Below are 26231 nucleotides of genomic sequence, written 5' to 3'. Positions count from 1 at the left end.
GTGACGACCTCTTCCGGGGCCGACGCCGACGTGCCGTCGGTACCCGCAGCGCCCGACGAGCGCACCGAGGTGCGCGCCGCCGTGCGGCAGGCCGTGTCCGTCTCGATCGCCACGGGCCTCTACGGCATCTCGTTCGGGGCGCTGTCCGTGGTCGCCGGGCTGGACCTGCCGCAGACCATGGTCCTGAGCCTGCTCATGTTCTCGGGCGGGTCGCAGTTCGCGCTCCTCGGCGTGGTGGCGTCGGGCGGGACGTCCGCCGCCGCGGTCACGACCGCTGGCCTGCTCGGCCTGCGCAACACCCTCTACGGCGCACAGCTCTCACCGCTGCTCGCGCTCCACGGCTGGCGGCGCGTCCTCGCGGCCCACGTCACGATCGACGAGTCGACGGCTGTCGCGACCGCGCAGCGCAGCAAGGCAGCCTTCCGGGCCGGGTTCTGGTGGACCGGGATCGGGATCTTCGTCGTGTGGAACCTGCTCACGCTCGTCGGCGCGCTCGCCGGGGACGCCATGGGCGACCCCAAGGCGTGGGGCCTCGACGCCGCCGCGGGTGCGGCGTTCCTCGCGCTCCTGTGGCCCCGCCTCGCGAGCCGCGTCATGCAGCTCACCGCGGCGCTCGCGGTCGTCGTGGCGGTCGCGCTGCTCCCGTTCGTGCCGCCCGGGGTCCCCGTGCTCGCGGCGGCGGCCGTGGCCATCGTGGTCGGGCAGGTCGCCCGGCAGCCGCGGCAGCCCGTCACGGTCACGGAGTACGTGCCCGACGGCGCCGCGCCCCCTTCGCCCGCTCGCTCGCCCGAGGCTCCGCCCGCCACGGCGCGCCCGGCCGGCCCCACCGACCCGACCCGCCCTGCTGATCCGGCGGGCCGCGCTGATCCGGCCACCCCGTCCGACCCTCCCACCACGACCGACCGCACCGAGGAGCCCTGATGTCCGACGCCGCCCTGTGGGCCACCGTGATCGCGGCCTCGCTCGTGTGCCTCGGGCTCAAGCTCGCGGGGCACCTGATCCCCGAGCACTGGCTCGCGTCCGACCGCGTCGCGCGCACCGCGGCCCTCGTCACGGCCTCGCTGCTGGCCGCGCTCGTGGCCGTCCAGACGGTCGGGGACGGTCAGGGGATCACGCTCGACGCGCGCCTGCCCGCGCTCGGCGTCGCGGCGGTCGCGCTGGCTCTGCGGGCGCCGTTCCTCGTCGTCGTGATCCTCGCGGCCGCGACGGCCGCGGGCCTGCGCGCGCTCGGTCTCGCATGACGGGCCGCCGGGGCCACGGCCTCGGGTAGGGTCTGGCGAATGGCCCTCTTCAGCGAGTCGGCGGACGTCTCCGTCCGTCCGGCAGTCCCCGGCGACGAGGTCGCGATGACCGCGATCCAGATCGAGTCCTGGCGCACCGCGCACGCCGACGTGCTGGGCGCGGCCGTGCTCGACGCGCTCGACGTCCCCCGGATGCAGGAGCAGTGGGCCGGGGCCGTGTCCTCCCCGCCGGGGCCCGGCTTCGCGGTGCTCGTGGCGCTCGCCGCGGACCGCGTCGTGGGCTTCGCGGCCGTCGCGCCCGGGCAGCTCGTCGCGCTCGAGGTCCTGCCCGCCCACCAGCGCGGGGGCCACGGTTCACGGCTGCTGTCCGCGGCCGTCGACCGGCTGCGCCAGGACGGCTCCGAGGAGGTCGTGGCCTGGATCCTGGACGGCGACACCGCGCGCGAGCAGTTCCTGGGCGGTGCCGGGCTGGGCCCCGACCAGCGGACCCGGACGCTCGCGACCGGGGTGCGCGACGTCGTCGAGCACCGGTGGAGCGCCTCGATCTGAGGCTCGCGCGTCCCGTCCTAGCGGGACGCCTTGCGCTCTGCCCGGTACATGCCCGCGGCCTTGCGCAGCATGGCGCGCGCCCGCTTGCGGTCCCCCGACGCGTCGTACGCGAACGCCACGTGGTACCAGGACCGCCAGTCGTCGGGCCGTTCCTCGGCGTGGGCCCGGTGCTCCTCGAACGCCGCGTCGGCCGCGGCGCGGTCGATGCGTCCGCCCGGCGAGCGCGGCAGGTCGTCGACGGGCAGCTCGCCCGCGGCGGCGAGGGTGTCGGCCATCTTCTGGACCGTGACCGCGAGCCAGAACTCCCACGCGATGAGCCCGATCACGAGGAGCGGGATGAGCAGGACGCCGATCCCGATCGCGATCCCCACGGGCTCGCCCGTCCCCACGAGCGCCTGCGCGCGGCCCAGGATCGCCCACACGTAGATCGCGAGCAGGGCCGTGACGACGACGGCCCCGACCAGGCCCTTGCGTGACCTCACGAGAGGTCCATGACGTTCTCGAGCCCGACGGTGAGGCCCGGGCGCGAGACGACCTCGCGGATGCCGAGCAGCACGCCGGGCATGAACGACACCCGGTCGAACGAGTCCTGGCGGATGATCAGCTGCTCGCCCTCGTTCCCGAAGAGGATCTCCTCGTGCGCGACCAGGCCGCGCAGGCGCACCGCGTGCACCCGGACCCCGTCGACGTCGGCGCCGCGCGCCTCCCAGCCGGACTCGGTCGCGTCGGGGCTCGCGCCCAGCCCCGCCTCCGCGCGGGCCTTGGCGATGGCCCCTGCCGTGTGCGTCGCGGTGCCGCTGGGGGCGTCGACCTTGTTCGGGTGGTGCAGCTCGATGACCTCGGCCGACTCGAAGTAGCGCGCCGCCTTGGCCGCGAACGTCATGGCGAGCACGGCCGACAGGCCGAAGTTCGGGGCGATCAGCACGCCGACGCTCGTGCCCTCGGCCGCCTTGCGCCCCAGGTGCGCGACGAGGCGCCCACGGCTCACGTCCGTCCAGCCCGTGGTGCCCACGACCGCGTGCACGCCCAGGTCGATGAGCGCGTGCACGTTGTCCTCGGTGACTGCGGGGACCGTGAAGTCGACCGCGACCTGGGCGCCCGCGGCGGCGACCTGCGCGAGGTCGTCCCCCGCGTCGATCCGGGCGACCAGCTCCATGTCACCGGCGGCCTCGACCGCCGCGCACACCGTGGCGCCCATGCGCCCGGCCGCGCCGAGGACGGCGACCTTGATCGGCGTCGGGGCGGCGGGCTCGCGGGACGGCTGGGGGGCGCTCTGGCCGGGGTTCACGTCGTTCGAGGTCACCCGACAACCCTAGCCGCAACGCGAGGAGGGCCGGTGCGCGTGACGCGCACCGGCCCTCCTCGTTCACGCTGTGAGACTCAGTCCCCGAAAGGACCGACGCGCACGGTCGAGCGCGGGCGGGAGGCGAGCTCCTCCGCGAGCTTGCGCACGTCGTCGGACGTCACCGAACGGATCCGTTCGAGCGACTCGGCGACGCTCAGCAACTCGCCGAACACGAGCTCCGACTTGCCCAGGCGGCTCATGCGCGAGCCCGAGTCCTCGAGGCCCAGCACCAGCCCGCCCGAGAGCTGACCGATGCTCCGGTCCAGCTCGGCCTGCGTGATGCCCGACTCGGCGAGCTTCTCGAGCTCGCTCGTCATGAGCTCGGTGACCTGGTCGACCTTCGAGGGCGCGCAGCCCGCGTACAGGCCGAACGTCCCGATGCCGCCGTGGCCCGACGCGAACGAGTACGTCGAGTACGCCAGGCCCCGCTTCTCGCGAATCTCCTGGAAGAGCCGCGAGCTCATGCCGCCACCGAGGACGGCGCTGAGCACCGAGAGCACGAAGCGGCGGTCGTCCGTCGCGGACAGGCCCGTGCCACCGATGATGACGTTGGCCTGCTCGACGGTACGGCGGATCGTGAGCTCGACGCCCTCGATCCCCACGCCCTGCACGTCCGCGTTGTCGCGGCGGGCGCGAGGCGTGCCCGCAGGGTCGAGTTCCCAGCCACCGGTCGTGAGCGCGGACGCGACCTGCTCGCACAGCGTGTCGTGATCGACCCCACCGGCCGCGGCGACGACGAGCGTCTCCGGACGGTAGTGCCACTGGTAGTGCTCCCAGACGGCGCTGCGCGGCACGGCGTTGATGGTGTCCGGCGTACCGCCGATCGGGCGCCCCAGCGGGTGCCCGGCCAGGACGGCCTGCGCGAACTCCTCGTGCACGACGTCCGACGGGTCGTCGTCGTTCATCGCGAGCTCTTCGAGGATCACGCCGCGCTCGGTCTCGAGCTCGTCCTCGTCGAGACGGGCCGAGGTGACCATGTCGGTGATGACGTCGACCGCCATGGGCAGGTCGGAGTCGAGCACGCGAGCGTAGTAGCAGGTGTGCTCCTTGCCGGTCGCGGCGTTGGCCTCACCGCCGACGGCGTCGAACGCCTCGGCGATGTCCATCGCGGACCGGCGGGCAGTTCCCTTGAAGAGCAGGTGCTCCAGGAAGTGCGTGGAGCCGAAGTGACCGTCGGTCTCGTCGCGCGAGCCGACGCCGACCCATGCTCCGACGGTCGCCGAGCGCAGGCCCGGCATCGACTCGGTGAGGACCCGAACCCCGCCGGGCAGGACCGAGCGACGAATCGTCGCCCCGTCCTGCCCGGCGGTCAGCTCACCCTCGGGCGAACCCGAGGGGACGAGCGGAAGGTTCCAGGGCACGTCAGGCGTCGTCCCCGGCAGGTGCCTCGGCGTCGGCCGGAGCGTCGTCCGAGCCCTCGACGACCGCGTGCAGCGAGAGCTTGCCGCGCGGGTCGATCTCGCCGATCTCGACCTGGACCTTCTGGCCGATCGACAGGACGTCCTCGACGTTCTCGACGCGCTTGCCACCGACGAGCTTGCGGATCTGGCTGATGTGCAGCAGACCGTCCTTGCCCGGGGACAGCGAGACGAAGGCGCCGAACGACGTGGTCTTGACGACCGTGCCGACGAAGCGCTCGCCGATCTCGGGGACGTGCGGGTTGGCGATCGCGTTGATCGCCGCGCGGGCGGCCTCTGCGGAGGGGCCGTCGGTGGCACCGATGTACACGGTGCCGTCGTCCTCGATGGAGATGTCCGCGCCCGTCTCCTCCTGGATCTGGTTGATCATCTTGCCCTTCGGGCCGATGACCTCGCCGATCTTGTCCACGGGGACCTTGACCGCGATGACGCGAGGAGCGTTGGGGCTCATCTCGTCCGGCACGTCGATGGCCTCGTTGAGGACGTCCAGGATGGTCAGGCGCGCGTCGCGGGCCTGGGTCAGCGCGCCGGCCAGGACCGAGGCGGGGATGCCGTCGAGCTTGGTGTCGAGCTGGATGGCCGTGATGAACTCGCGCGTACCGGCGACCTTGAAGTCCATGTCGCCGAAGGCGTCCTCGGCACCGAGGATGTCGGTCAGCGCCGCGTAGCGCGTCTCGCCGTCGACGGTGTCGGAGACGAGACCCATCGCGATGCCCGCGACCGCTGCGCGCAGCGGCACACCGGCGTTGAGGAGCGAGAGGGTCGAGGCGCACACGGAGCCCATCGAGGTCGAGCCGTTGGACCCGAGGGCCTCGGAGACCTGACGGATCGCGTAGGGGAACTCCTCGCGGCTCGGCAGCACCGGCACGATCGCGCGCTCGGCGAGGGCGCCGTGCCCGATCTCGCGACGCTTCGGGCTGCCCACGCGGCCGGTCTCGCCGGTCGAGTAGGGCGGGAAGTTGTAGTTGTGCATGTAGCGCTTGCGCGTCTCCGGGGAGAGCGTGTCGAGCTGCTGCTCCATGCGGAGCATGTTGAGCGTGGTGACACCCAGGATCTGGGTCTCGCCGCGCTCGAAGATCGCCGAGCCGTGCACGCGGGGCAGGACCTCGACCTCGGCCGACAGGGTGCGGATGTCCGCGAGCCCACGACCGTCGATGCGGAAGCCGTCCGTGAGGATGCGCGCGCGGATGAGCTTCTTCTGCACCGAGCGGTACGCGGCGGAGATCTCCTTCTCGCGGCCCGCGAAGTCGCCGGCGAGCTCGGCCTGGATCTCGGCCTTGATCTCGTCGAGACGGTTCTCGCGGTCCTGCTTGTCGGCGATGCTCAGGGCCTCGCCCAGGCGGGCCGTCGCAGCGGCCTCGACCGCGGCGTAGACGTCGTCCTGGTAGTCCGGGAACGTCGGGAAGTCCTGCACGGGCTTGGCGGCCTTGGCCGCGAGCTCCTGCTGCGCCTCGACGAGCGTGCGGATGAAGGGCTTGGCGGCCTCGAGGCCGCCTGCGACGACCTCTTCGGTCGGGGCGCCGACGCCCTCGTTCTTGATGAGGTTCCAGGAACCCTCGGTGGCCTCGGCCTCGACCATGGTGATCGCGACGTCGTCACCCACGACACGCCCCGCCACGACCATGTCGAAGACGGCGCGCTCCTTGTCGGAGTACTTGGGGAACGCGACCCACTGGCCGTCGATCAGGGCGACGCGGACGGCGCCGATCGGGCCGGAGAACGGCAGGCCGGAGAGCTGCGTCGAGATCGACGCGGCGTTGATGGCCAGGGTGTCGTACGCGTCGTCCGGGTGGATCGCGAGCACGGTGATGACGACCTGGACCTCGTTGCGCAGGCCCTTGACGAACAGGGGGCGCAGCGGGCGGTCGATCAGGCGGCAGGCCAGGATCGCCTCGGTCGAGGGGCGACCCTCACGACGGAAGAACGAACCGGGGATCTTGCCGGCGGCGTACTGCCGCTCCTCGACGTCCACCGTCAGGGGGAAGAAGTCGAACTGGTCCTTGGGGTGCTTGCCGGCCGTCGTGGTCGACAGCAGCATGGTCTCGCCGTCCAGGTAGGCGGCGGCGGAGCCACCGGCCTGGCGCGCGAGGCGTCCGGTCTCGAACCGGACGGTACGGGTTCCGAAGCGACCGTTGTCGATCGTTGCTTCGGTGAATTCGATCTCGGGACCCTCCACGGGTGCCCTCCTCACTCTCGAAGTGCCGCCTTCGGTGCCTGTCGAGGGTGCATCCACTCGACGCTCGGCGGTCTTCGATCGAGGCCCACGGTCTTCCCGCTCGAGGCGGGTTCCGGGAGCCACTACCGAGGACCGAACGAAAGGCTGGCGGCGTGGGTTTTCTTACGGGTGCTTCACACCGGACCAGCCCGGCCCCGTACGGGGCCGGGCTGAGTCAGGGGGTGTCAGCGACGCAGGCCGAGGCGCTCGATGAGGCTGCGGTAGCGGTTGATGTCGACCTTCTGCAGGTAGCCGAGGAGACGGCGACGCTGGCCGACGAGGAGCAGCAGGCCACGACGGCTGTGGTGGTCGTGCTTGTGCTCCTTGAGGTGCTCGGTCAGGTCCTTGATGCGCTGCGTCAGCATCGCGATCTGGACCTCGGGCGAACCGGTGTCGCCCTCGCTCGTGGCGTACTCGGTCATGATGCGCTGCTTGGTGGCAGTGTCGAGGGGCACGGCTCTCCTTGTGGTGTTCGTTGCGCGGCGCGCCAGGGCTTGATCCCTGGGCTCTTCGGCAGGCTTGCCAGCCTCCGCGGCCGTTCTGACGGCGCCCATAGTCTAGCAGGGTTGCCCGGGGCACGGCCCTGGCCTCGCGGGACGGCGAGCCCGGTACCTGGACGAGCGTACCGGGATGCTGCCCGGGCCGTCGGGGCTCAGTCCCCCAGCAGTCCCCGCCTGCGTGCCTCGGCCACCGCAGCCGTGCGCGAGTCGACCCCGAGCTTCTCGTACACGTGGACCAGGTGGGACTTCACGGTCGCCTTCGAGAGGAACAGCCGGCGCGCGACCTCGTCGTTCGAGCACCCCTGCGCCACGAGCCCGAGCACCTCGAGCTCGCGCAGCGACAGCGAGACGCCCGGCGCCCGCATGCGACCGAGGAGCCGCCGCTGCACGCTCGGCCCGAGCGCGACCTGCCCACCCGCCGCCGCGCGGATCGCGGCGGTCAGCTCGTCGGTCGGCGCGTCCTTGAGCAGGTAGCCCGTGGCGCCGGCCTCGATCGCGGCGAGGATCTCCTGGTCGGAGTCGTAGGTCGTGAGGATCAGGACGGGCGGCCCGCCCAGGCGCGTGACCTCGCGCGCGGCCTGCGCTCCGCCCATGCGGCCTTCGCCGAAGCGCAGGTCGAGCAGCACGACGTCGGCCTCGAGACCCGCCCCGACCCGTCGGACGAGCTCCTCGGCCGTGGCCAGCTCGTCGACGACCTCCATGTCGCCCTCGGCGTCGACGACGGCGCGCAGGCCCGCGCGGACCACGGGGTGGTCGTCGGTCAGCACGACGCGGATGGTCGCCGGTCCTCGTGTCACCGAGTCTCCTGGGGGTCGAGCGGAAGGTGGACCGCGAGCGCCGTCCCGGCGCCCGGCTCGGTCTCGAGCGAGAACGTGCCGCCGAGCTCGGCGACGCGCGAGCGCATCGCCGTCAGGCCGAACCCTGAGCGGGGTGGAGGCGTCGCCCCTCCCGTCACGCCGTCGTCACGGCCCTCGTGCCCGACGGCGGAGCCCCCGTCCGCTCCCGGGTGCGGCGCAGGGGGCGCGAGCGGGTCGAACCCGCGACCGTCGTCGACCACGTCGAGCGCGACGGCGTCCCCGAGGAAGCTGAGCGTGACCGCGGCCCGCGAGGCTCCCGCGTGCTGGACGACGTTGGCGAGCGCCGACTGCGCGATCCGCAGCAGCGCGGTCTCGACGGGCACGGGCAGGGGGCGGCGCGGGCGGCCCGACACCTCGACGGTCACGCGCAGGTCGTCGCCCGAGGCCAGCGCCGTGCGCTCGGCGACGCGTTGGAGCGCACCGACCAGGGTCGCCGACTCGAGGTCCGCGGGTGCGAGGTCGCGCACGAAGCGCCGGGCCTCGGCGAGGTTCTGCTGCGCGGCGAGCCGCGACCGGGTGACGTAGCCGCGCGCGGTGCGTGCCGCCGTCGGGCCCGGGGCTCCCGGGGCGAACGCTCCCGGCGCCTCGACCTCCTCGAGCGCCGCGTCCGCCGCCCGCAGCAGCAGCTCGATCGACGAGAAGCCCTGCGCGAGCGTGTCGTGGATCTCGCGCGCGAGGCGCTCGCGCTCGGTCGCGACCGCCGCCTCGCGCTCGGAGACCGCGAGGTCCGCGCGCGTGCGGACCAGGTCGTCGATGAGCTCCTGACGTCCCTGCGACTCGCGCACGATCGTCTCGAAGCCGAGCACGACGGCGATCGCGACGAGGCCGCCGAACGTCGGGCCCAGGATCGAGCCCACGAGCTGCTGGCCGCCCAGGATGGCGCCACCGATCGCGCACGCGGTCGTCGCCGCCACGGCCACGATCCCGCGGCGGGGTCCGAGCACGTGCATCTCGAGGAACATGAGGGGGAACGCGATCCACAGCGCGACCGGGGTCAGGAGCAGCAGCAGCGCCCACCCCACGATCAGCGCCGCGACCCACGCTCCCGTGGGCCACCAGGCGCCGCGCGGGGCGTCGACCGCGGTGTCTCGCACGTTGATCCGCGAGCGCCCCACGCCGTAGACGAGCAGGAGCCCCAGGCCGCACGCGAGCGCCCCCCACGCCCCGGCGTCCAGTCCCCCGGCGCTCAGGGCCTCCGCCCAGCGGGAGCCGACCGCGAGCCCCACGAGGGCCACCAGGAGCACGTCGAGCGCGATCTGGAGCCCGAGGGCGGCGGAGATCACGGCGCGAGGCTTCACATCGCCACCCTAGCGAGGCGGCGGGTGCGACGTGCCGCGCGCGATCCATCGAAAGGTTGATCCTCGGACCCACCCTGCGGCCACCGGAGACCGTCCACGGGCCCGATCCGCGCGAGGCCCCTCGGCGGGAGGCTGGACGCAGATCGATTCCACGCCAACCACCGGAGGCTCTTGATGTTCGTCGCGCTGCGCGACCTGCGCTTCGCCCGGGGACGCTTCGTCCTCATGTCCACCGTCATCGTCCTCATCACGTTCCTCGTGGGCTTCCTGGCCTCGCTGACCGCGGGCCTGGCCCGCGCGAGCACGTCAGGTGTCACCGACCTCCCGGTCGACCAGCTCGCGTTCACCGTCACCGGGGACGCCAAGCCCTCCTTCACCGAGTCCCAGGTCGACGCCACGCAGTGGGAGGCGTTCGCCGCCGTGGACGGCGTCGACTCCGCCGAACCCCTGGGCATCGCGACGACGCGCGCCTCGGTCACCGCGGGCGCGGACGGCGAGGCCGGCACCACCGCGGCCGTCACCGCGTTCGGCTCGCGCGCAGGCTCAGGACTCGTGCCCGACGGCGCCGAGGCAGCGCCCGGGACCGTGCTCCTGTCGAGCGGCGCCGCCGACGACCTGGGCGCCCAGAAGGGCGACGAGGTCGCCCTGGGTTCGCTGACCCTGACCGTCGCGGGCGTGCTCGACACCCAGGCCGACTTCTCGCACACACCCGTCGTCTGGATGGACCTGACCGACTGGCAGACCGTCGGCGCCCGTGGGGGCGGCGCGTCCGGTGACGAGGTCGCGACCGTCGTCGCCATCACCGGCGACCCGAGCGACTCCGCGCTCGCCGCGGCAGCGGACGACACCGGGACCGCGACCCTGACCCCGATGGGTGCCCGCGCCGCGGTCAGCTCGTTCTCGGCCGAGAACATGTCGCTCACCATGATGCAGGGATTCCTGCTCGCGATCTCCGCCCTCGTCGTGGGCGCGTTCTTCACCGTGTGGACCATCAACCGGGCCGGCGACGTCGCGGTGCTCAAGGCCCTCGGCGCCTCGACCTCCTACCTGCTGCGCGACGCGATCGGCCAGGCGCTCGTCCTGCTCGTGCTCGGCGTCGGCATCGGGACCGCGCTCGCAGCCGGGGCCGGGGCGCTTGCAGCCCAGGTCATGCCCGTCGTCGTCTCCCCCGCCACGACCCTCCTGCCCGCGCTCATCCTCGTGGTCCTCGGCACGGTCGGCGCCGTCGCGGCGATCCTGCGGATCACGCGCATCGACCCGCACGCGGCGCTCGCGGCCCGCTGAGGCGCCCGCCCGCTCCTCGCTCCTGAAAGCTGCTCCCGAAAGGCACACCATGGACCTCTCCCTCGACCACGTCACCCTCGTCTACCCCGACGGCGAGTCGACCGTCACCGCGGTCGACGACGTCTCCCTGACCGTCCCCGCCGGGACCACGACCGCGGTGCTCGGCCCGTCGGGCTCGGGCAAGTCCTCGCTCCTCGCGGTGGCGGCGACCCTCACGACCCCGACCGCGGGCGAGGTGCGCATCGGTGACGACGTCGTCAACGCGCCGGCGTCGTCGGCCGGTTCGGCCGTGTCCGCAGACGCAGCGCGGCTGCGGCGCGACCGGATCGGGATCGTGTTCCAACAGCCGCAGCTCATCGCGTCGCTCACGGCGCTCGAGAACCTCGAGCTCATGAGCCACCTGCGTGGCGAGCGGCCTTCCGCGCACCGCGACCGGGCGCTCGAGCTGCTCGACGCCGTCGGGCTCCGGGACGTGGCTGCCAAGCGACCCGGCCAGCTCTCCGGCGGTCAGCGCCAGCGCGTCGCGATCGCCCGGGCCCTCATGAACCACCCCGAGGTCCTGCTGGTCGACGAGCCCACCTCGGCGCTCGACCACACGCGCGGCGTCCAGATCATCGAGCTCGTCACCCGACTGACCCGCGAGACCGGCGCCGCGACCATCGTCGTGACCCACGACGAGGCGACGCTCGACACGGTCGACGCACGCGTGCACCTGGCGGACGGGCGGCTCGTGGGGGCGGGAGAGGTCGCGGCGTCGCGTTCCTGACCTGGCCCCCCGGACGCGGCGCCTCGGCGCCGTCGAGGCTCCTCAGGAAGGGCTCGGCCGGGCGAGCAGCGCCGTCCGGCCGAGCTCACGCCCCCACTCGCGTGCCCGCTCGACCTCGCCCGGGCACAGCGGCCCTTCCATGCCCTCGACGTAGAAGGAGTGCGGCGAGTCGGCGGCCGACAGGCCACGTCGACGCGCCACCCGGTCGGCGGCGCGGGCGGCACTGCCCGGGAGGTGCTTGACGGCCTTCACGCGGGTGTCGAACGTCGCGCCGAACCGCCCGGAAGCGTCGTCGGCGAGCGCGTCGAGCCACTCGCGGATGCCCCGTTCGACGGTCGGGCTCCCCGGACGCCGACCGGCCGCCTCCTCGCGTGAGGCGAGTCGCGACATGCCGAACGCGTGCGTGGGCCCGCCGACCACGATGAGGTCGGCCCCCAGGACGTCGTCGGCCGGTGCCGTCGCCGAGACTTCGACCGTGCGCACGTCCACCTGCTCGGAGAGCCCCTCGGCGACCGCCCGCGCGATCTCGGCGGTGTTGCCGAACATCGACTCGTAGATCACGACTGCTTCCATGGCTCCCGCTCCCGTCGTCAGTTCCAGGCTGCTCGCGGAGCACCCCCACCGCCAGGACCTTTGGTCCGGACGACACGGGTCCTTGGACCCGGGTCGACGCGTCACGCGCGGTCAGTCACGGGCCGACGCGGCCCGACGCGGTCAGCCCAGCAGCGGCTTGGCCCCCGTGGCGCGGACGTGCGAGGCCACGGCCAGTGCGATCCACACCGCGATCCCCTGGAACACGATGAGGGTCAGGGTGGGCGCGCCCACGAGGAGGCAGATGCCGAGCGGGATCGCGCTCAGCACGGCGACGTCGGGCCCCTGGGCGATCATCGACGTCGCGCCGGTCGGGAGCGCGCCCGCGGGGGTCGCCATGAGCGGGCCGGACCAGTTCGGCGGCTTGCGGTAGGCGCCGCGGATCGCTGCGGCGCCCATGCCGACCGCGACGACGACCACCAGGGCGAACCACAGCCACTCCCCGGTGCCCAGCACGAGCGGCACGACCCCCACGACGAGCGCGAGGAGCGCGGTCAGGGCCGGCACGGCGGTCCGGGCCAGTCGCGCGTTGCGCGCCGACAGGGGCATCATCGCGTCGAGGGCGGGCACCATCTCCGCGGTGCGTGCCCCCTCTGCGCCGAGCTGGGCCCCGCGGAACCCCGCGACGACGAGCAGGACGAACAACCCGAACCCGCCCTCGAACGCGGGCACCTGCTGGGCGACGATCACGAGCGCCGTGAGCCCCACGAGCTGGGCGAGGGCCGACGGGCTGCGCCGCAGGAGGGTGAGGTCGGCCGCGACGAGAGCCGAGACCGGCCCACGCACGACCGAGAAGCGCGAGGGCCTGCGGGCCCTGCCGCCACGGGTCGAGCCCGCTCGGCTCAGCGCACGACCGAGCTCGCGCGTGTCGAGCGACAGGATCGCTCCGCCCGCCTGGTCGGCGACCGCGCTCTGCGTGCGCAGGACCTGGGCCCCGAGCGCCTCGAGCCGGCGCCACCACACGACCGCGAGGGCCAGCGCGCCGGCTCCGACGGCCACGATCGCCCACGGAGGCACCGAGAGCTCGCGCAGGTCGGACCAGCCCGCCACCACGAGCACGACCCCCGCGACCGGGACCGCGGCGATCAGCACGTCGCTCACCCGCGCGACCGTCGCGGCCACCCGGGTCCGCGGCTGGATGAGTCCGGCGATCCCCACGAGCAGCAGGCCCGCCGCGGCGCCGAGGGCCGCGCTGCGCCCGGCCACACCGGGATCGGCACCGGAGGCGAGCGCGATCGCCGCGAGCCCTCCTGCCCCGACCACGACCGCTACCGCGACCCCGCGCCAGTACGACGGCGTGAGCAGGCCGCGCCGGTCGACGGGCATGGGGACCCACCACCGCACGCCCGCGCTGCCCGTCCCGAGCGGCCCCAGCCGCACGGCCATGCCCGTCAGGAGGGCCAGGAGCGCGACCGAGGCCAGTGCCTGGATCGTGGCGGGTGTCAGGACCGGGGCCCGGCCGTCGACGGGCTCGACGAAGATCGTCTCGCGCAGCACGTTCGCGGCACCGATGACGAAGAGCACGGAGATCGCGACCGAGACGACGACGTACGCGACGTCCCCGAAGAGCTGCCCGGGCCCTGCGTCTGCTCGCGACGCGGTGACCCGGGCCGTGAGCCGCCGGATCTCCCGGCCGGAGAACTCCTCGTTCGGGTCCGCGACGAGCAGCGGCAAGGGGGCGCGCTCGACCACGGGCTCAGGCGTCACGGGCTCGGGTGCCACGGGTCCGCCCTGTGCTGCCTGCGCCGCGTCACCCGCCGGCCCACGGGCTCCCTGCCTCGCGCCGTGCGGACGCTTCCTGCCCTTGCCGTGCGCCTGGTTCATCGCCCGGGCCTCAACGGACCTGGGCGAGCGCGGCGAGCGCGGCCTGGTGCCCGAGGCGCACGCACTCGTCGTCGCCGACGAGAAGACCACGAGCCCCGGTGCGCTCGACGAGTTCGGGGTCGTGCGTCGCGAACACCACGGCGGCCCCGCGCCCGGCCTCCTCGACGAGGATCCGCGCGAGGTCGGCACGCATCCCGGGGTCGAGCCGCTGCTCGGGCTCGTCGAGCACGAGGACCTCGCGGGGTCGGGCGAACCCGGCCGCGAGCAGGAGGCGCCGTCGCTGCCCCGAGGACAGCTCGGTCGGCATGGCCCCCGACTGGTCGGCGAGGCCGAAGCGGTCGAGGAGCTGGTCGACGACCTCGCCGGCCCCGGCCACGCCGTGGCCGCGCGCGGTCAGGACGAGGTGTTCACGGGCCGTGAGCCCCGGGAAGTAGGCGTCGTCGTCGAGGATCCCGACGACCTTGGCGCGGAAGTCGCGCTCGCGCTCGTCGACGTCCCGGCCGAACGCCAGCACCTTGCCCGAGAGCGGAGCCAGCACCCCCAGGAGCGCGCGCAGGAGCGTCGACTTGCCGCTGCCGTTGGGACCGATGATGGCCCACAGCTCACCGGGGCGGACGGCCAGGTCGACGGGCGCGCACACGGGCGCTTCGGCGTACCCGACGCGCAGGGCTCGGGTCTCCAGGACGGGTTGCTGCTTGACCGACACGGCTACTCCCCCACCTCGGTCTGCGCCACGTCCGGGTCGGGCCCGGCGGAGCCCGCACCGGAGGCGAGGATCGCGCGGGCGCGCGCGACGTCGTCGTGCATGGTCTCCACGAGCGCGTCGATGCCGTCGAAGCGCAACGTGGGGCGCAGGTGCTCGACGAACTCCAGGACGACCTCCTCGTCGTACAGGTCGAGGTCCGTGCGGTCCAGGACGTAGGCCTCGACGCGGCGCTCGACGCCGTCGAACGTCGGGTTGGTGCCGATCGAGATGGCCGCGGGCAGCACGCCGTCGCAGTTCCCCGGGTCTGCCGCGAGGAGCTGGGGACGACGCAGCCAGCCCGCGTACACGCCGTCGGCCGGGACCATGCCGCTGATCGCGCCCAGGTTCGCCGTGGGGAACCCGAGCTCGCGGCCGCGCGCGTCGCCGTGGATCACGACGCCGCGCAGGCGGTGGTGACGTCCGAGCAGCGCGGCGGCCTCGCGGACCTTGCCGTCCGTGAGCAGGCCGCGGATCTCGGTCGAGGACCAACGGCCGCTGGGCACGCCGGCGTCCACGGCGACCGACGCGACCGTCCCGACGTCGTCGATCGCGCGAACCTCGAAGCCGTACGTCCGGCCGAGCTCGATCATGGTCGCCAGGTTGCCCGCGTTGTCGCGCCCGAAGCGCACGTCGTGCCCCACGACGACGGTCCGTGCACCCAGCCCTTCGACGAGGTAGGTCCGGACGAACTCCTCGGGGCTCTGCCGCGCGAAGTCGAGCGTGTACTCGACGAGCAGCACCGCGTCGAGGCCCGTGGCCTCCAGCAGCTCCATGCGGTCCGCGATCCCGGTCAGCAGCTCGGGCGCCTGCTCGGGCCGGTGGACCGTCGCGGGGTGCGGGTGGAACGTCACGGCCACGGCCTGGGAGCCGGACTCGCGGGCGAGGGACACGATGCGGCCGAGCACCTCGGCATGGCCGCGGTGGACGCCGTCGAAGTTGCCGATCGTCACGACCGACGGTCCGAATCCCGGCGGAACCTGGTCCAGGTCCGTCCACAGGTGCACGCGTACTCCTCGAGAAGTGTGTGAGGCGGGCCCGCTCAGGAGGCCCGACGACGGCGCGCACCCACGGCGCGCCTGGTCAAGATTGCCACGAGTCGGCCTCGTGGTCCCCATCGAACCGGCCTGCGGTCACCCGCGGTCCGCGTCCGTGCTCACGCCGGGGCGAAGACGATCACGGGCTTGGCCTTGTGCTTGCCCTCGCGCACCACGTTCTCGAGCAGCGCGACGAGCGACCCGTCCTCGCCGATCGCTGCCGTCGTGACGTCCTGCGCGGACGGGTCGACCCACTTGCCGTAGGACAGCGCAGTGCGCTCCTCGGGCGTGAGGTCGCGGGCAGGGAACGTCGCGCGGGCCGCGTCGGCGAGCGGGAGCGTCACGAGGACGCCGTCACGCTCCACCTGCGCCTCGAGCTCGTCGAGCGTCGAGGCACCCTCGATCGTGTAGCCGCCCACGCGCGTGCGGCGCAGGGCCGTGAGGTGCCCGCCGACGCCGAGGCCCGCGCCCAGGTCACGGGCGAGCGCGCGGATGTACGTCCCCGAGGAGCACACGACCGTGACGTCGACGTCGAGCGCAGGGAGGTCGCCCGGCTCCACGGCCGGGACCGGCCGCACCTCGTGGACGTCGAAGCGCGAGATCGTCACCGGGCGGGCGGTGAGCTCGACCTGCTCGCCCGAGCGCACGAGCGCGTACGCGCGCTGCCCGTCGACCTTGATCGCGGACACCGAGCTCGGCACCTGCTCGATGGGACCGGTCAGGAGCGCGACGCCCGCGGCGATCGCCTCGCGCGTCACAGCCGAGGCATCCACGCGCGAGGTGGTCTCGCCCTCGGCGTCGTCCGTGGTCGTGGCGGCGCCCAGCCGGATCGTCGCGGTGTACTCCTTGTCCGCGCCCACGACGTACGTCAGGAGCTTGGTCGCGCGCCCGATCCCCAGGACGAGTACCCCCGTCGCCATGGGGTCGAGCGTGCCCGCGTGGCCCACCTTGCGGGTGCCCGCGAGCCGGCGCAGGCGAGCCACCACGTCGTGGCTCGTGAGCCCTTGGGGCTTGTCGACGATCACGAGGCCGTCGGGGGCGGTGGGGCGGCGCTCGCGCACCGGCTTCTGGTCGTGCGTCATCGTGGTCCTCGTGCTCGGGGGGCGGGAGAAGAGCGTGTGCAGGTGGAGCGGTCGCGTCAGCGCCGGGAGGACTCGGGCCGCGGGGCGGCCCGACCCATGTCCGGTGCGACCTGGGCAGCCGGGTCGACCGCGGGCAGCGCGTCGCCGAAGGCACAGAGCATGAGCTCGGCCAGGCGCGGGTCGTCGCCGAAGTGCTCGGGGGCGCCGATCGCGAGGAGAGTGTTCAGCAGCATGCCCTGGGCGAGGAAGTCTCGCGCCTGCTCGAGCGTGCCGCCCGTGCGGTCCTGGTAGATCTCGAAGATCTGGACGAAGATCTCGCGCGAGCGCGCCCCGAAGACCGGGTCCGCCCCGGCTGCGAAGCCGTGCATCAGGACGAGCAGCAGGTTGCGGTCGGCGAGGAGGCGGACGTAGGCCGAGCCGAGCTCGGCCGCGGCCTCAGGGCCTCGGGGCACCGCGGAGAAGGCCCCGACGATGCGCCGACCGATGCGGTCGAACACCTCGGCGAAGAGCTCGTGCTTGGTGCCGAACATGCGCACGACGTAGGGCTGGGAGACTCCTGCGGCGCGGGCGACCTGGTCGGTGCTGGTCCCCGCGTAGCCGCCCGCGGCGAACACCGCGGTCGCCGCGTCGAGGATCTGCTCGCGGCGCTCGTCCCGGGACATGCGGCGCGTCGGCTCCCCCGCCTCGACGGACGGGGCCCGCTCGGAACTCGGTGCGCTCTCCATGTTGACAAGGTTATCAGTCGATAACTAGCGTCGGAATCGTAGTAATCATCCGATGCTTACCTGACTCGAGGAGTGACCATGCCCACGACCGCCCCACCCGACCGGCCGCCCACCGTCGAGACCGTCGACGTCCGCTCCCCCGGTGCGCGCCGCCGTCGGCCCCTCGCACTCGTCCTGGTGGCCGCCTCGTTGCCCATGTTCATGGCCACGCTCGACAACCTCGTCGTGACCGGCGCCCTGCCCGTCATCGCCCGCGCGCTGCGGCCGAGCGTCGAGCAGCTCCAGTGGTTCGTCAACGCCTACACGCTCGCGTTCGCGACCCTCATGCTCGTCGCCGCCTCGCTCGGCGACCGGTTCGGACGTCGCCGCATCTTCGTCGTCGGGATCGCCGTGTTCACGCTCGCGTCGGTCGCGTGCGCGCTCGCCGACACCCCCTCCGCACTCATCGCGGCGCGAGCCGTCCAGGGCGCCGGCGCCGCCGCGATCATGCCGCTGTCCCTCGCCCTCATCGCCGACGCCGTGCCCCGCGCCCGGCGCGCGCTCGCGATCGGGATCTGGGGCGGCGTCTCGGGGCTCGGCGTCGCGCTGGGCCCGCTCGTGGGCGGCGCGGTCGTCGAAGGCATGAGCTGGGAGGCGATCTTCTGGATCAACTTGCCCGTCGCGCTCGTCGCGGTCCCGCTCGTGTTCGTCGCGCTGCGCGAGTCGTTCGGCCGCCGCGGACCGATCGACCTCGTGGGCCTCGCTCTCGCCGGGACCGGGGTCTTCGCAGGGGTCTGGGGCATCATCCGCGGCAACGAGGACGGGTGGACCTCCGCCGTCGTGCTCTCGCTGCTGGCCGGGTCCGTGCTGCTGCTCGCGGCCTTCGTCGGGTGGGAGCAGCGCGTCGCACGCGTCGGCGGCTCCCCCCTCGTCCCGATGCGCCTGTTCCGCTCGCGCAGCTTCGCGGTAGCGAACGTGTCCGGCTTCGCGTTCTCGCTCGGCATGTTCGGCGCGGTGTTCCTGCTCATCCAGTACTTCCAGATCGCCGAGGGGCTCTCACCGCTCGAGGCAGGAGTCCGCACGCTCCCGTGGACAGCGGCCCCCATGCTCGTGGCACCGCTCGCGGGCATGCTCGCGCCGCGCCTGGGCATCCGCACGCTGCTCGTGACGGGTCTGACCCTCCAGACCCTCGCGCTCGCCTGGCTCGCCCTCGTGTCCTCTGGCGCGACGTACGCCGAGCTCGTCCCGGCCTTCGTGCTCGCGGGCGTCGGCATGGGCCTGACGTTCGCGCCGAGCGCGACGGCCGTCCTGGTCGACATGGACGAGTCCGACAACGCGACCGCCAGCTCGACCAACTCGACCCTGCGCGAGGTGGGCGTGGCGCTCGGCGTCGCGGTCCTGGTCGCGGTCTTCCAGGCCGCCGGCGGGGCGCTCACCCCGGAGCTGTTCACGCAGGGCCTGCCGACGGCACTCTGGGTCGGCGCGGCGAGCGTGGCCGTGGGAGCGGTCGCGGCGACGTTCCTCCCCCGCCGCTCCGCCCGCCCGACGGCATAGCGCGGCCCCGGACAGCGGAACGGCCGGCCCCTCGAAGGGGACCGGCCGTTCCGCTGTGCTCGTGGTGCCGCACCCTCCCGATCGCTCGGCAGGGTGCGAGTGCTCGCCGTCAGGCGGGGGCGACCTCGTCGGAGGTGGACCCGTCGGCCTCGGCCGCGTCGTCGGCAGGCTTCTTGTACGGGTCGGCGTCGCCGGCGTACGTGGCCTTCTCGCGCAGCGCGGCCAGCTCTGCGTCACGACGTGCCGCCTCGTGGAGGGCGACGTCGAGGTGGGCCGCGGTGTCCGGCACCGAGTCGAGGTGGAACTCGAGCGTCGGCGTGAGCCGGATACCGGTCTGCTTGCCGACCTCGGAGCGGATGATCCCCTTGGCGCTCTCGAGCGCCGCGGCGGTCCCTGCCCGCTCCTCGTCGTTGCCGTAGACCGTGTAGAACACCGAGGCGTTCTGCAGGTCACCGGTCACGCGCACGTCGGTGATGGTCACGAACCCGAGACGGGGGTCCTTGATCCGGGTGTCGAGCATCTGCGCCACGATGACCTTGATGCGGTCAGCGAGCTTCCGAGCCCTGGGCTTGTCGACCATGGTCCAGTCCTTTCATCAGGTGAGCCCCCGGGGTTTCAGCCCGCGGTGGGCCCCTTCGGGCGACGTGCGTGAACGAACAGCTCCGCCGACGCCGGCCGTGAGGTGCGGCGGGTCGTGGTGGGTCTGGCACGGGCCGCCAGGCCCGCGGTAGACCCGCCACACCTCACGGGTAGGCGTCAGCGGAGAGGTACGTCAGCTACGCGGCTTCTCCCGCATCTCGAACGTCTCGATCGTGTCGCCGATCTGCAGGTCGTTGAACGACCCGAGGCCGATACCGCACTCGAAGCCCTCGCGGACCTCCGTGGCGTCGTCCTTGAACCGCTTGAGCGACTCGACCGTGAGGTTGTCGCCGACGACGGCACCCCCACGCAGGACACGGGCCTTGGAGTTCCGTCGGATCTCGCCCGAGCGGACGATCGAACCGGCGATGTTCCCGAACTTGGAGGAACGGAAGACCTCGCGGATCTCGGCGGTGCCGAGCTGCGCCTCTTCGTACTCGGGCTTGAGCATGCCCTTGAGCGCTGCTTCGACGTCGTCGATCGCCTGGTAGATGATCGAGTAGAACCGGACGTCGACGCCTTCGCGCTCCGCCAGTGCCTCGACGCGCTCGCCGTACTTGACGTTGAACCCGATGATGATCGCGTTGTCCACGGTCGCCAGGTTGACGTCGTTCTGGGTGATCGCACCGACGCCGCGGTGGATGATGCGCAGCTGGACCTCGTCGCCGACGTCGATCTGCAGCAGCGCGTCCTCGAGTGCCTCGACGGCACCCGAGACGTCGCCCTTGAGGACCAGGTTGAGGGTCTCGACCTTGCCCTGCTCGAGCGCCTGGGCGAAGTCCTCGAGGCTGACGCGCTTGCGGCGCTTGGCCAGGAGGGCTGCACGCTCGGCGGCCTCGCGCTTCTCGGCGATCTGACGGGCGGTGCGCTCGTCGGGTGCCACGAGGAACGTGTCACCGGCGCTGGGCACGGACGCGAGCCCGAGCACCATGACGGGGCGGGCGGGGCCCGCCTCGGTGACGTTGTTGCCGTGCTCGTCGAACATGGCACGGACACGGCCGTGGGCGGTGCCCGCGACGATCGCGTCCCCGACGTGGAGCGTGCCGGACTGGACCAGGACGGTCGCGACGGCGCCGCGGCCCTTGTCGAGGTTCGCCTCGATGGCGACGCCTCGTGCGTCCTTGTCCGGGTTGGCGCGCAGGTCGAGCGAGGCGTCCGCCGTGAGGAGGACGGCCTCGAGCAGCGCGTCGATGCCCATGTTCTGCTTCGCGGACACGTCGACGAACATGGTGTCGCCGCCGTACTCCTCGGCCACCAGGTTGTACTCGGTGAGCTGCTGGCGGATCTTGGCCGGGTTCGCCGACTCCTTGTCCACCTTGTTCACCGCGACGACGATCGGCACGCCGGCCGACTGCGCGTGGTTGAGCGCCTCGACCGTCTGCGGCATGACGCCGTCGTCGGCCGCGACCACGAGGATCGCGATGTCGGTGACCTGGGCACCACGAGCACGCATGGCGGTGAACGCCTCGTGACCCGGGGTGTCGATGAACGTGATGGGACGCTCGACGCCCTCGTGCTCGTGACGGACCTGGTAGGCACCGATGTGCTGCGTGATGCCGCCGGCCTCGCCAGAGATGACGTCGGTCTGACGGATCGCGTCGAGCAGTCGCGTCTTACCGTGGTCGACGTGACCCATGACGGTGACGACGGGCGGACGAGCCTGGAGCTCGTCGTCGCCCTCGCCCTCGAGCTCGGCATCGAGGTCGATGTCGAAGGCACCGAGGAGCTCGCGGTCCTCTTCCTCCGCCGAGACCATCTCGATGACGTAGCCGAGCTCTGCCGCGAGCGAGCCGAACGTGTCCTCGTCGAGGGACTGCGTGGCGGTCGCCATCTCACCGAGGTGGAACAGCACCGTCACGAGGCTCGCGGGGTTCGCGTCGATCTTGTCGGCGAAGTCGTTGAGCGAGGAGCCGTGACGCAGGCGCACCACGGTCGAGCCGTTCCCACGGGGAACCTGCACGCCACCCAGCGAGGGGGCCTGCATCTGCTCGAACTCCTGGCGCTTCGCCCGCTTCGACTTGCGCCCACGGACGGGGCGCCCTCCGGCACGACCGAACGCACCCTGCGTGCTGCCGCGACCGGCACCACCACGACCGCCACCACCGGGGCGACCGGCGAAGCCGCCGCCACCACCGGGAGCGCCACCGCCGCCGGGGCCGCCACCGGCGCCGCCGGGACGACCGGCGAAGCCGCCGCGACCGCCACCTGCACCGCCGCCACCGCCCGGACGACCGCCGGGAGCAGGACGGTCACCGGGGCGACCGATCGAGGTGCGACCCGGCATCATGCCCGGGTTGGGGCGAGGTGCACCAGGACGCGGCGCGGGACGGGGACCACCGGGACGGGGTCCACCGGAACGCTCGGCGCTGCCTGCTGCGGGGTTCGCGTTGGCCGCGGGGTCCGCGGCACGCTCCGGACGCGCGCCGGGCCGGGGCATGCCCTGGCTCGAGGCGAACGGGTTGTTGCCCGGGCGCGGGGAGCCGGAACGCGGCATGCCCTGGCTCGAGGCGAACGGGTTGTTGCCCGGGCGCGGGGCGCCAGGACGCGCGCCACCGCCGGAGCCGCCGGGGCGGGCTGCTGCGGGGCGAGGGCCGGGCGCGGGGGCGTTGCCGCCACCGGCCGGCTTGGGCGACGCCGACGGCTTGCGCTCCGCGGCAGGCGCGGGCGCCGGCGCTGCGGGCTTCTTGGCCTCGGCAGCGGGCTCGACGAACGCAGGGCTCGCGGGGGCCTCCTTGGCGGGGGCCGGTGCGGGAGCCTTGGGTGCGGCGGGCGCCGGGGCTGCGGGGGCAGCCGGTGCCGGAGCAGCAGGCGCCGGGGCGGCCTCTGCTGCGGGCGCAGGCTTGGGTGCTGCCGGGCGAGCCGGCGCGGGCTTGGCGGGAGCGCTTGCGCTCTCCGTGCCACCGGCCGGGAAGGTGTCTCGCAGCTTGCGGACGACCGGCGGTTCGATGGTCGAGGATGCCGAGCGGACGAACTCACCGAGTTCCGTCAGCTTGGTCATGATGGTCTTGCTCTCCACCCCGAGCTCCTTAGCGAGCTCGTAGACGCGGACCTTTGCCACAACTCTCCTGTCTCGGCCCACCCGAAACAGGGAGGACCGTCTTTAGTGCTGGGTGCTCATCGCTGGGTACTCATCGGGTGCCCATCGGCTTCTAACCCGCTTCCTTGTCGACGATTCGTGCGGTGTTCGTGCGGTACTGGCGCGGTTCGGCCGTCGCGGCGCGTGGTGTGCCGCAGGCCGGGACCGCCGACTGACGATGACTGGCGATGACTGACGACGGGTCAGTCTTCCCTGTCGAGATGGGCTCGGGCTCCGGCGAGGTCCACGGGACCTGCGAGACGCAGGGCCCGGGGGAAGGCTCGTCGACGCTCGGCCAGCTCGAGGCAACGCCGAGCATCGTGGAGCCAGGCGCCGCGCCCCGGGAGCGACCGGCCGACGTCGACGACGAGCCGAGGCTCCGGGACGTCGGCCTGGTCCACCACGAGGCGGAGAAGAACAGACCGCAGGTCACGCTCCCGGCAACCGACGCACGTTCGAACGGGCGCATGAGCGCCTGAAGGGTCGTGTGACGGTGTCCGGACTCGTGGCCCAGTCAAGGACAGTCTAGCGCGCCCGCTCACCTGGTGTTACCCGTTTCCGCCACCGGTGCCCGGCCCCTCCCCCTCGTCGGAGGTCTCGACGGCGCGGGCGCTCGTCGCTCCGGCGTGGTCTCCCTCGTCCGAGCGGATGTCGATGCGCCACCCCGTGAGCTTCGCGGCGAGCCGGGCATTCTGCCCTTCCTTGCCGATCGCGAGGGAGAGCTGGAAGTCCGGCACGACCACGCGGGCGGCACGAGCCTCGGCGTCCACGACGGTGACGGACGTCACACGGGCCGGGGACAGGGCGCTGGCCACGAACGCGGCCGGGTCGTCGCTGAAGTCGACGATGTCGATCTTCTCGCCGTGGAGCTCGGCCATGACGGCGCGGACGCGTGCGCCCATGGGGCCGATGCAGGCGCCCTTGGCGTTGAGCCCCGCGACGCGCGAGCGCACCGCGACCTTGGACCGGTGGCCGGCCTCGCGGGCGATCGCCATGATCTCGACCGAACCGTCCGCGACCTCGGGCACCTCGAGCTCGAACAGCTTGCGCACGAGGTTCGGGTGGGTCCGGCTCAGCGTGATCTGGGGGCCCTTCATGCCGCGCGCCACGTCCAGGACGTAGGCGCGCAGGCGCTCGCCGTGGACGTAGTCCTCGGTCGGCACCTGCTCGTGCGGCGGCAGGAGCGCCTCGGTGCCGCCCACGTCCACGAGGACCATGCGCGGGTCGTTGCCCTGCTGGATGACGCCCGCCAGGACCTCACCCTCCTTGCCGCGGAACGTGCCGAGGATCTGGTCGTCCTCGGCGTCGCGCAGCCGCTGCACGATCACCTGGCGCGCGGTCGCGGTCGCGATGCGGCCGAAGTCCTTGGGCGTGTGGTCGAACTCGGGCCCGAACACCGGAGCCCGGTAGCGCCGGACCGGCTGGCCGTCCTCGTCGAGCTCGGGCTCGTCGTCCTCCTCGGCCGGGAGCTCCTCGCGGGCCCAGACCGTGACGTGGCCCGTGCGGCGCTCGAGCTCGACCCGTGCCCGCGCGTACGCGTCGGGCGTCCGGTGGTAGGCGGAGAGCAGCGCCTGCTCGATCGCCGCCACCAGGATGTCGAGGCTGATGTCCTTCTCGCGCTCCAGCAGGCGCAGCGCGCTCATGTCGATGTCCATCGATCAGACCTCCTCGTCGTTCGGGGCGTCGGCCCCGGGGTTCGCGTCAACAGCCATCTCCGGGCCGAGGTCCACCTCGAGGGCGCGCTTGAGCTCGACCTGGATCGCCCCACGGACCACGTCGGCGAGCGCGACGGACTCCACGGTGGCGTCGGTGAGCAGCAGGTTCCCGTCCTCGACGTCCCGCAGACGGCCTTCGACGGTCCCGCCGTCCTGCAGCGCGAGGCGCACGACGCGCCCGCGGGCGCGCTTGAAGTGGCGCAGCTCGGTCAGCGGGCGGGAGGTGCCGGGGGTCGAGATCTCGAGCGTGTAGGCGCCCGGGAAGGCGTTCGACGCGTCGAGCGCGGTGTTGATGTCGCGCGAGACCTCGGCGACGCGGTCCAGGTCGAGGTTGCCCAGGGCGTCCTCGGGGAGGTCCAGCGTGATGCGGACTACCGAGCGGCTTCCGGCCAGGGTGACGGTCACGTCCTCCAGGTACAGGTCTGCGGCCTGTACGACCGGTTCCACGACCCGGCGGACCCTGTCCGCCCCGGCGTGCTTCGCCTTGTTCATCTCTCGGTCTCCCGTCGGCTCCCACTGCCCACCGGGCAAGGATTCGACCGGTGTGTTGTTGTACGGGATCAGCCTAACGACTCACCCGGCTGGAACGTGACATCATCACCCTCGATGACTGCCGAACCTGCTCCGCGCCCGCGCCGCTCGAGCCCCCCGGACACCGCCCCAGCGTCCTCTTCGTCACGTTTTCCGCGGCGGAGCGCCGCGGGGCGCCCGTCCGTGCGCCGCGGTGTGGTGGCGATCGTCACGTCGCTCGCGCTGCTCGTGGTCGCCGGATGCGGCCTGCGGCTCGAGACCCCGCCCCCGACCGAGCCGGTCCCGGACGCCCAGGAGACACTGCGCCGGGTCGCCGTCGAGGGCGCGCTGCTCGTGGGCGACCTCGCCGACGCGGCGGCCGCGACGTCGTCGGGCCTCGACCAGGCGGCGCTCGACGCCCTGACGAGCACGAGCACCTCCGCCGACGAGCACGTGACCCAGCTGGGCGGCGTCTACGACTCGGGGCTCCCCGAGCCCGACCAGGACGGCGACGCGCCGACGTCGGGCGCGACGGACGCACCGACGGGCCCCACGACCGCGACCCCCGCAGAGGTCGTCGACGCCCTCGCGACCTCGGCGACCGCGCTGCGCGGGACGGCCGACCAGTCCGAGGACGGTGCGTTCGCGCGTCTGGTCGCCTCGGTCGCGGCGTCGCAGGACGCCTCGGCGCGACAGGTGGCGGCGACGACGGGCACCGCCCTGCCCGACTCGCTCGTCACCCCGGCGGGCCTGCTCGTCCCGGAGGCCGCACCGTCGGGCCTGAGCGCGACCGACCTGTCCACGATCATCGAGGCCGAGGACGCGGCGGGGTACGCGTTCGAGCTCCGGGCGGCCCTCGCCGACGGCGAGCTGCGCGACGCCGCGCTCGGGCGCGCGGTGCTGCACCGCGCCAGGGCCGAGGCATGGGCCCAGGCCGCGGGCACGGCGGGCGGGCCGCAGGACCCCCGCCGTGTCGCCTACACGGTCCCGCCCGACGTCCCGACGCCGGAGCTCGCCGCGCAGCTCGAGACCTCGCTCGCGCAGTCGTACGCCGCGCTCACGGGCGAGGCGGGCACCGGGACGCGTCTTCCGCTCGTCGACCTGCTGGTCGAGGCGAACCTCGCCGCGATCGGGTGGGGCGCCCCCGTGAGCGCGTTCCCCGGCCTGCCCGAGCAGGAGAGCCGGACGCCCGCGGCCGGCTGACGGTCGGCACCACCAGCGCCGGGGCACGCGCGGCACAGCACGAGGCGGGCCGGGCCCGGGAGCGACGAACGCTCCCGGGCC

At 73.3% G+C, this 26231-nt stretch carries 25 protein-coding genes; 7 read left to right on the top strand and 18 right to left on the bottom strand.

Annotated elements, in window-relative coordinates:
• Positions 1 to 30 precede the first annotated feature (30 nt).
• From H9640_RS10295 to H9640_RS10285, 3 genes are read left to right on the top strand one after another with little or no spacing between them, the layout of a single operon-like run.
• Positions 31 to 921 (top strand): AzlC family ABC transporter permease, encoded by an 891-nt coding sequence (locus H9640_RS10295; protein ID WP_191790726.1) that lies wholly within the window; start codon positions 31 to 33, stop codon positions 919 to 921.
• Positions 921 to 1241 (top strand): AzlD domain-containing protein, encoded by a 321-nt coding sequence (locus H9640_RS10290; protein WP_138824775.1) that lies wholly within the window; start codon positions 921 to 923, stop codon positions 1239 to 1241. The genes H9640_RS10295 and H9640_RS10290 overlap by 1 nt, the downstream gene beginning before the upstream one ends.
• A gap of 39 nt (positions 1242 to 1280) precedes the next feature.
• Entirely contained in the window at positions 1281 to 1790 is a 510-nt protein-coding gene (locus H9640_RS10285) for a GNAT family N-acetyltransferase (protein ID WP_191790618.1), read from the top strand.
• A gap of 17 nt (positions 1791 to 1807) precedes the next feature.
• Here the strand turns inward: H9640_RS10285 and H9640_RS10280 are convergent, their stop codons facing one another.
• The 7 genes from H9640_RS10280 to H9640_RS10250 form a co-directional block, all read right to left on the bottom strand.
• Positions 1808 to 2272, bottom strand: coding sequence for a hypothetical protein (locus tag H9640_RS10280; RefSeq protein WP_191790617.1), 465 nt, complete (start codon positions 2270 to 2272; stop codon positions 1808 to 1810).
• The gene (dapB, locus tag H9640_RS10275; RefSeq protein ID WP_307824289.1) at positions 2269 to 3021 is read right to left on the bottom strand and encodes a 4-hydroxy-tetrahydrodipicolinate reductase; all 753 of its coding nucleotides are present in this window, start codon (positions 3019 to 3021) and stop codon (positions 2269 to 2271) included. Before dapB ends, H9640_RS10280 begins: the two co-directional genes overlap by 4 nt.
• Before the next feature lie 149 nt (positions 3022 to 3170).
• Entirely contained in the window at positions 3171 to 4496 is a 1326-nt protein-coding gene (locus H9640_RS10270; protein WP_191790616.1) for a M16 family metallopeptidase, read from the bottom strand.
• Position 4497: 1 nt separating this feature from the next.
• Positions 4498 to 6729, bottom strand: a complete 2232-nt coding sequence (locus H9640_RS10265; protein ID WP_138824779.1) for a polyribonucleotide nucleotidyltransferase — start codon at positions 6727 to 6729, stop codon at positions 4498 to 4500.
• 224 nt (positions 6730 to 6953) lie between these two features.
• Positions 6954 to 7223, bottom strand: coding sequence for a 30S ribosomal protein S15 (rpsO, locus tag H9640_RS10260; protein WP_030150575.1), 270 nt, complete (start codon positions 7221 to 7223; stop codon positions 6954 to 6956).
• 197 nt (positions 7224 to 7420) lie between these two features.
• Positions 7421 to 8065, bottom strand: coding sequence for a response regulator transcription factor (locus H9640_RS10255; RefSeq protein WP_318243727.1), 645 nt, complete (start codon positions 8063 to 8065; stop codon positions 7421 to 7423).
• Positions 8062 to 9423 (bottom strand): sensor histidine kinase, encoded by a 1362-nt coding sequence (locus H9640_RS10250; protein WP_191790615.1) that lies wholly within the window; start codon positions 9421 to 9423, stop codon positions 8062 to 8064. Before H9640_RS10250 ends, H9640_RS10255 begins: the two co-directional genes overlap by 4 nt.
• A 174-nt stretch (positions 9424 to 9597) precedes the next feature.
• On the opposite strand from H9640_RS10250, the gene H9640_RS10245 reads away from it, so the two are divergent.
• Positions 9598 to 10707 (top strand): ABC transporter permease, encoded by a 1110-nt coding sequence (locus H9640_RS10245; RefSeq protein WP_191790614.1) that lies wholly within the window; start codon positions 9598 to 9600, stop codon positions 10705 to 10707.
• 49 nt (positions 10708 to 10756) lie between these two features.
• The gene (locus tag H9640_RS10240; RefSeq protein ID WP_191790613.1) at positions 10757 to 11473 is read left to right on the top strand and encodes an ABC transporter ATP-binding protein; all 717 of its coding nucleotides are present in this window, start codon (positions 10757 to 10759) and stop codon (positions 11471 to 11473) included.
• Between the two features lie 42 nt (positions 11474 to 11515).
• On the opposite strand, the gene H9640_RS10235 is transcribed toward H9640_RS10240, so the two are convergent.
• From H9640_RS10235 to H9640_RS10210, 6 genes are all read right to left on the bottom strand, one after another.
• Positions 11516 to 12046 (bottom strand): flavodoxin family protein, encoded by a 531-nt coding sequence (locus tag H9640_RS10235; RefSeq protein ID WP_191790612.1) that lies wholly within the window; start codon positions 12044 to 12046, stop codon positions 11516 to 11518.
• A 141-nt stretch (positions 12047 to 12187) separates the two neighbouring features.
• The gene (locus H9640_RS10230; protein ID WP_191790611.1) at positions 12188 to 13888 is read right to left on the bottom strand and encodes a DUF6297 family protein; all 1701 of its coding nucleotides are present in this window, start codon (positions 13886 to 13888) and stop codon (positions 12188 to 12190) included.
• Positions 13889 to 13898: 10 nt separating this feature from the next.
• Entirely contained in the window at positions 13899 to 14594 is a 696-nt protein-coding gene (locus tag H9640_RS10225) for an ABC transporter ATP-binding protein (protein WP_191790610.1), read from the bottom strand.
• A 2-nt stretch (positions 14595 to 14596) separates the two neighbouring features.
• On the bottom strand, positions 14597 to 15637 hold the full coding sequence (locus H9640_RS10220; RefSeq protein WP_191790609.1) for a bifunctional riboflavin kinase/FAD synthetase: 1041 nt from the start codon (positions 15635 to 15637) through the stop codon (positions 14597 to 14599).
• A gap of 149 nt (positions 15638 to 15786) precedes the next feature.
• The gene (truB, locus tag H9640_RS10215) at positions 15787 to 16749 is read right to left on the bottom strand and encodes a tRNA pseudouridine(55) synthase TruB (protein ID WP_191790608.1); all 963 of its coding nucleotides are present in this window, start codon (positions 16747 to 16749) and stop codon (positions 15787 to 15789) included.
• Between the two features lie 56 nt (positions 16750 to 16805).
• Complete coding sequence (locus H9640_RS10210; RefSeq protein ID WP_225226998.1) at positions 16806 to 17474, bottom strand: TetR/AcrR family transcriptional regulator; 669 nt, start codon at positions 17472 to 17474, stop codon at positions 16806 to 16808.
• Between the two features lie 78 nt (positions 17475 to 17552).
• On the opposite strand from H9640_RS10210, the gene H9640_RS10205 reads away from it, so the two are divergent.
• Positions 17553 to 19007 carry an MFS transporter gene (locus H9640_RS10205; protein WP_191790607.1) on the top strand — a complete coding sequence of 485 codons (1455 nt, stop codon included), beginning with the start codon at positions 17553 to 17555 and terminating at the stop codon, positions 19005 to 19007.
• A gap of 109 nt (positions 19008 to 19116) precedes the next feature.
• Here the strand turns inward: H9640_RS10205 and rbfA are convergent, their stop codons facing one another.
• From rbfA to H9640_RS10180, 5 genes are all read right to left on the bottom strand, one after another.
• Positions 19117 to 19587, bottom strand: coding sequence for a 30S ribosome-binding factor RbfA (gene rbfA / locus H9640_RS10200; protein WP_191790606.1), 471 nt, complete (start codon positions 19585 to 19587; stop codon positions 19117 to 19119).
• 192 nt (positions 19588 to 19779) lie between these two features.
• Positions 19780 to 22704: a translation initiation factor IF-2 gene (infB, locus tag H9640_RS10195; protein WP_191790605.1), complete on the bottom strand. Its 2925-nt coding sequence runs from the start codon at positions 22702 to 22704 to the stop codon at positions 19780 to 19782.
• 221 nt (positions 22705 to 22925) lie between these two features.
• The gene (locus H9640_RS19630; protein WP_307824288.1) at positions 22926 to 23123 is read right to left on the bottom strand and encodes a YlxR family protein; all 198 of its coding nucleotides are present in this window, start codon (positions 23121 to 23123) and stop codon (positions 22926 to 22928) included.
• 147 nt (positions 23124 to 23270) lie between these two features.
• On the bottom strand, positions 23271 to 24377 hold the full coding sequence (nusA, locus tag H9640_RS10185) for a transcription termination factor NusA (protein WP_191790603.1): 1107 nt from the start codon (positions 24375 to 24377) through the stop codon (positions 23271 to 23273).
• A 3-nt stretch (positions 24378 to 24380) separates the two neighbouring features.
• Complete coding sequence (locus H9640_RS10180) at positions 24381 to 24929, bottom strand: ribosome maturation factor RimP (RefSeq protein ID WP_191790602.1); 549 nt, start codon at positions 24927 to 24929, stop codon at positions 24381 to 24383.
• Positions 24930 to 25151: 222 nt separating this feature from the next.
• Here H9640_RS10180 and H9640_RS10175 point away from each other — a divergent pair, with 222 nt between their 5' ends.
• The gene (locus H9640_RS10175) at positions 25152 to 26150 is read left to right on the top strand and encodes a DUF4439 domain-containing protein (RefSeq protein ID WP_191790601.1); all 999 of its coding nucleotides are present in this window, start codon (positions 25152 to 25154) and stop codon (positions 26148 to 26150) included.
• Positions 26151 to 26231: the final 81 nt, after the last annotated feature.

It is taken from the genome of Oerskovia gallyi, assembly GCF_014836745.1.
GTDB lineage: Bacteria > Actinomycetota > Actinomycetes > Actinomycetales > Cellulomonadaceae > Oerskovia > Oerskovia paurometabola.
The sequence above is the reverse complement of the archived record's forward strand: the minus strand, read 5'-3'. Positions and strand labels throughout refer to the sequence as shown.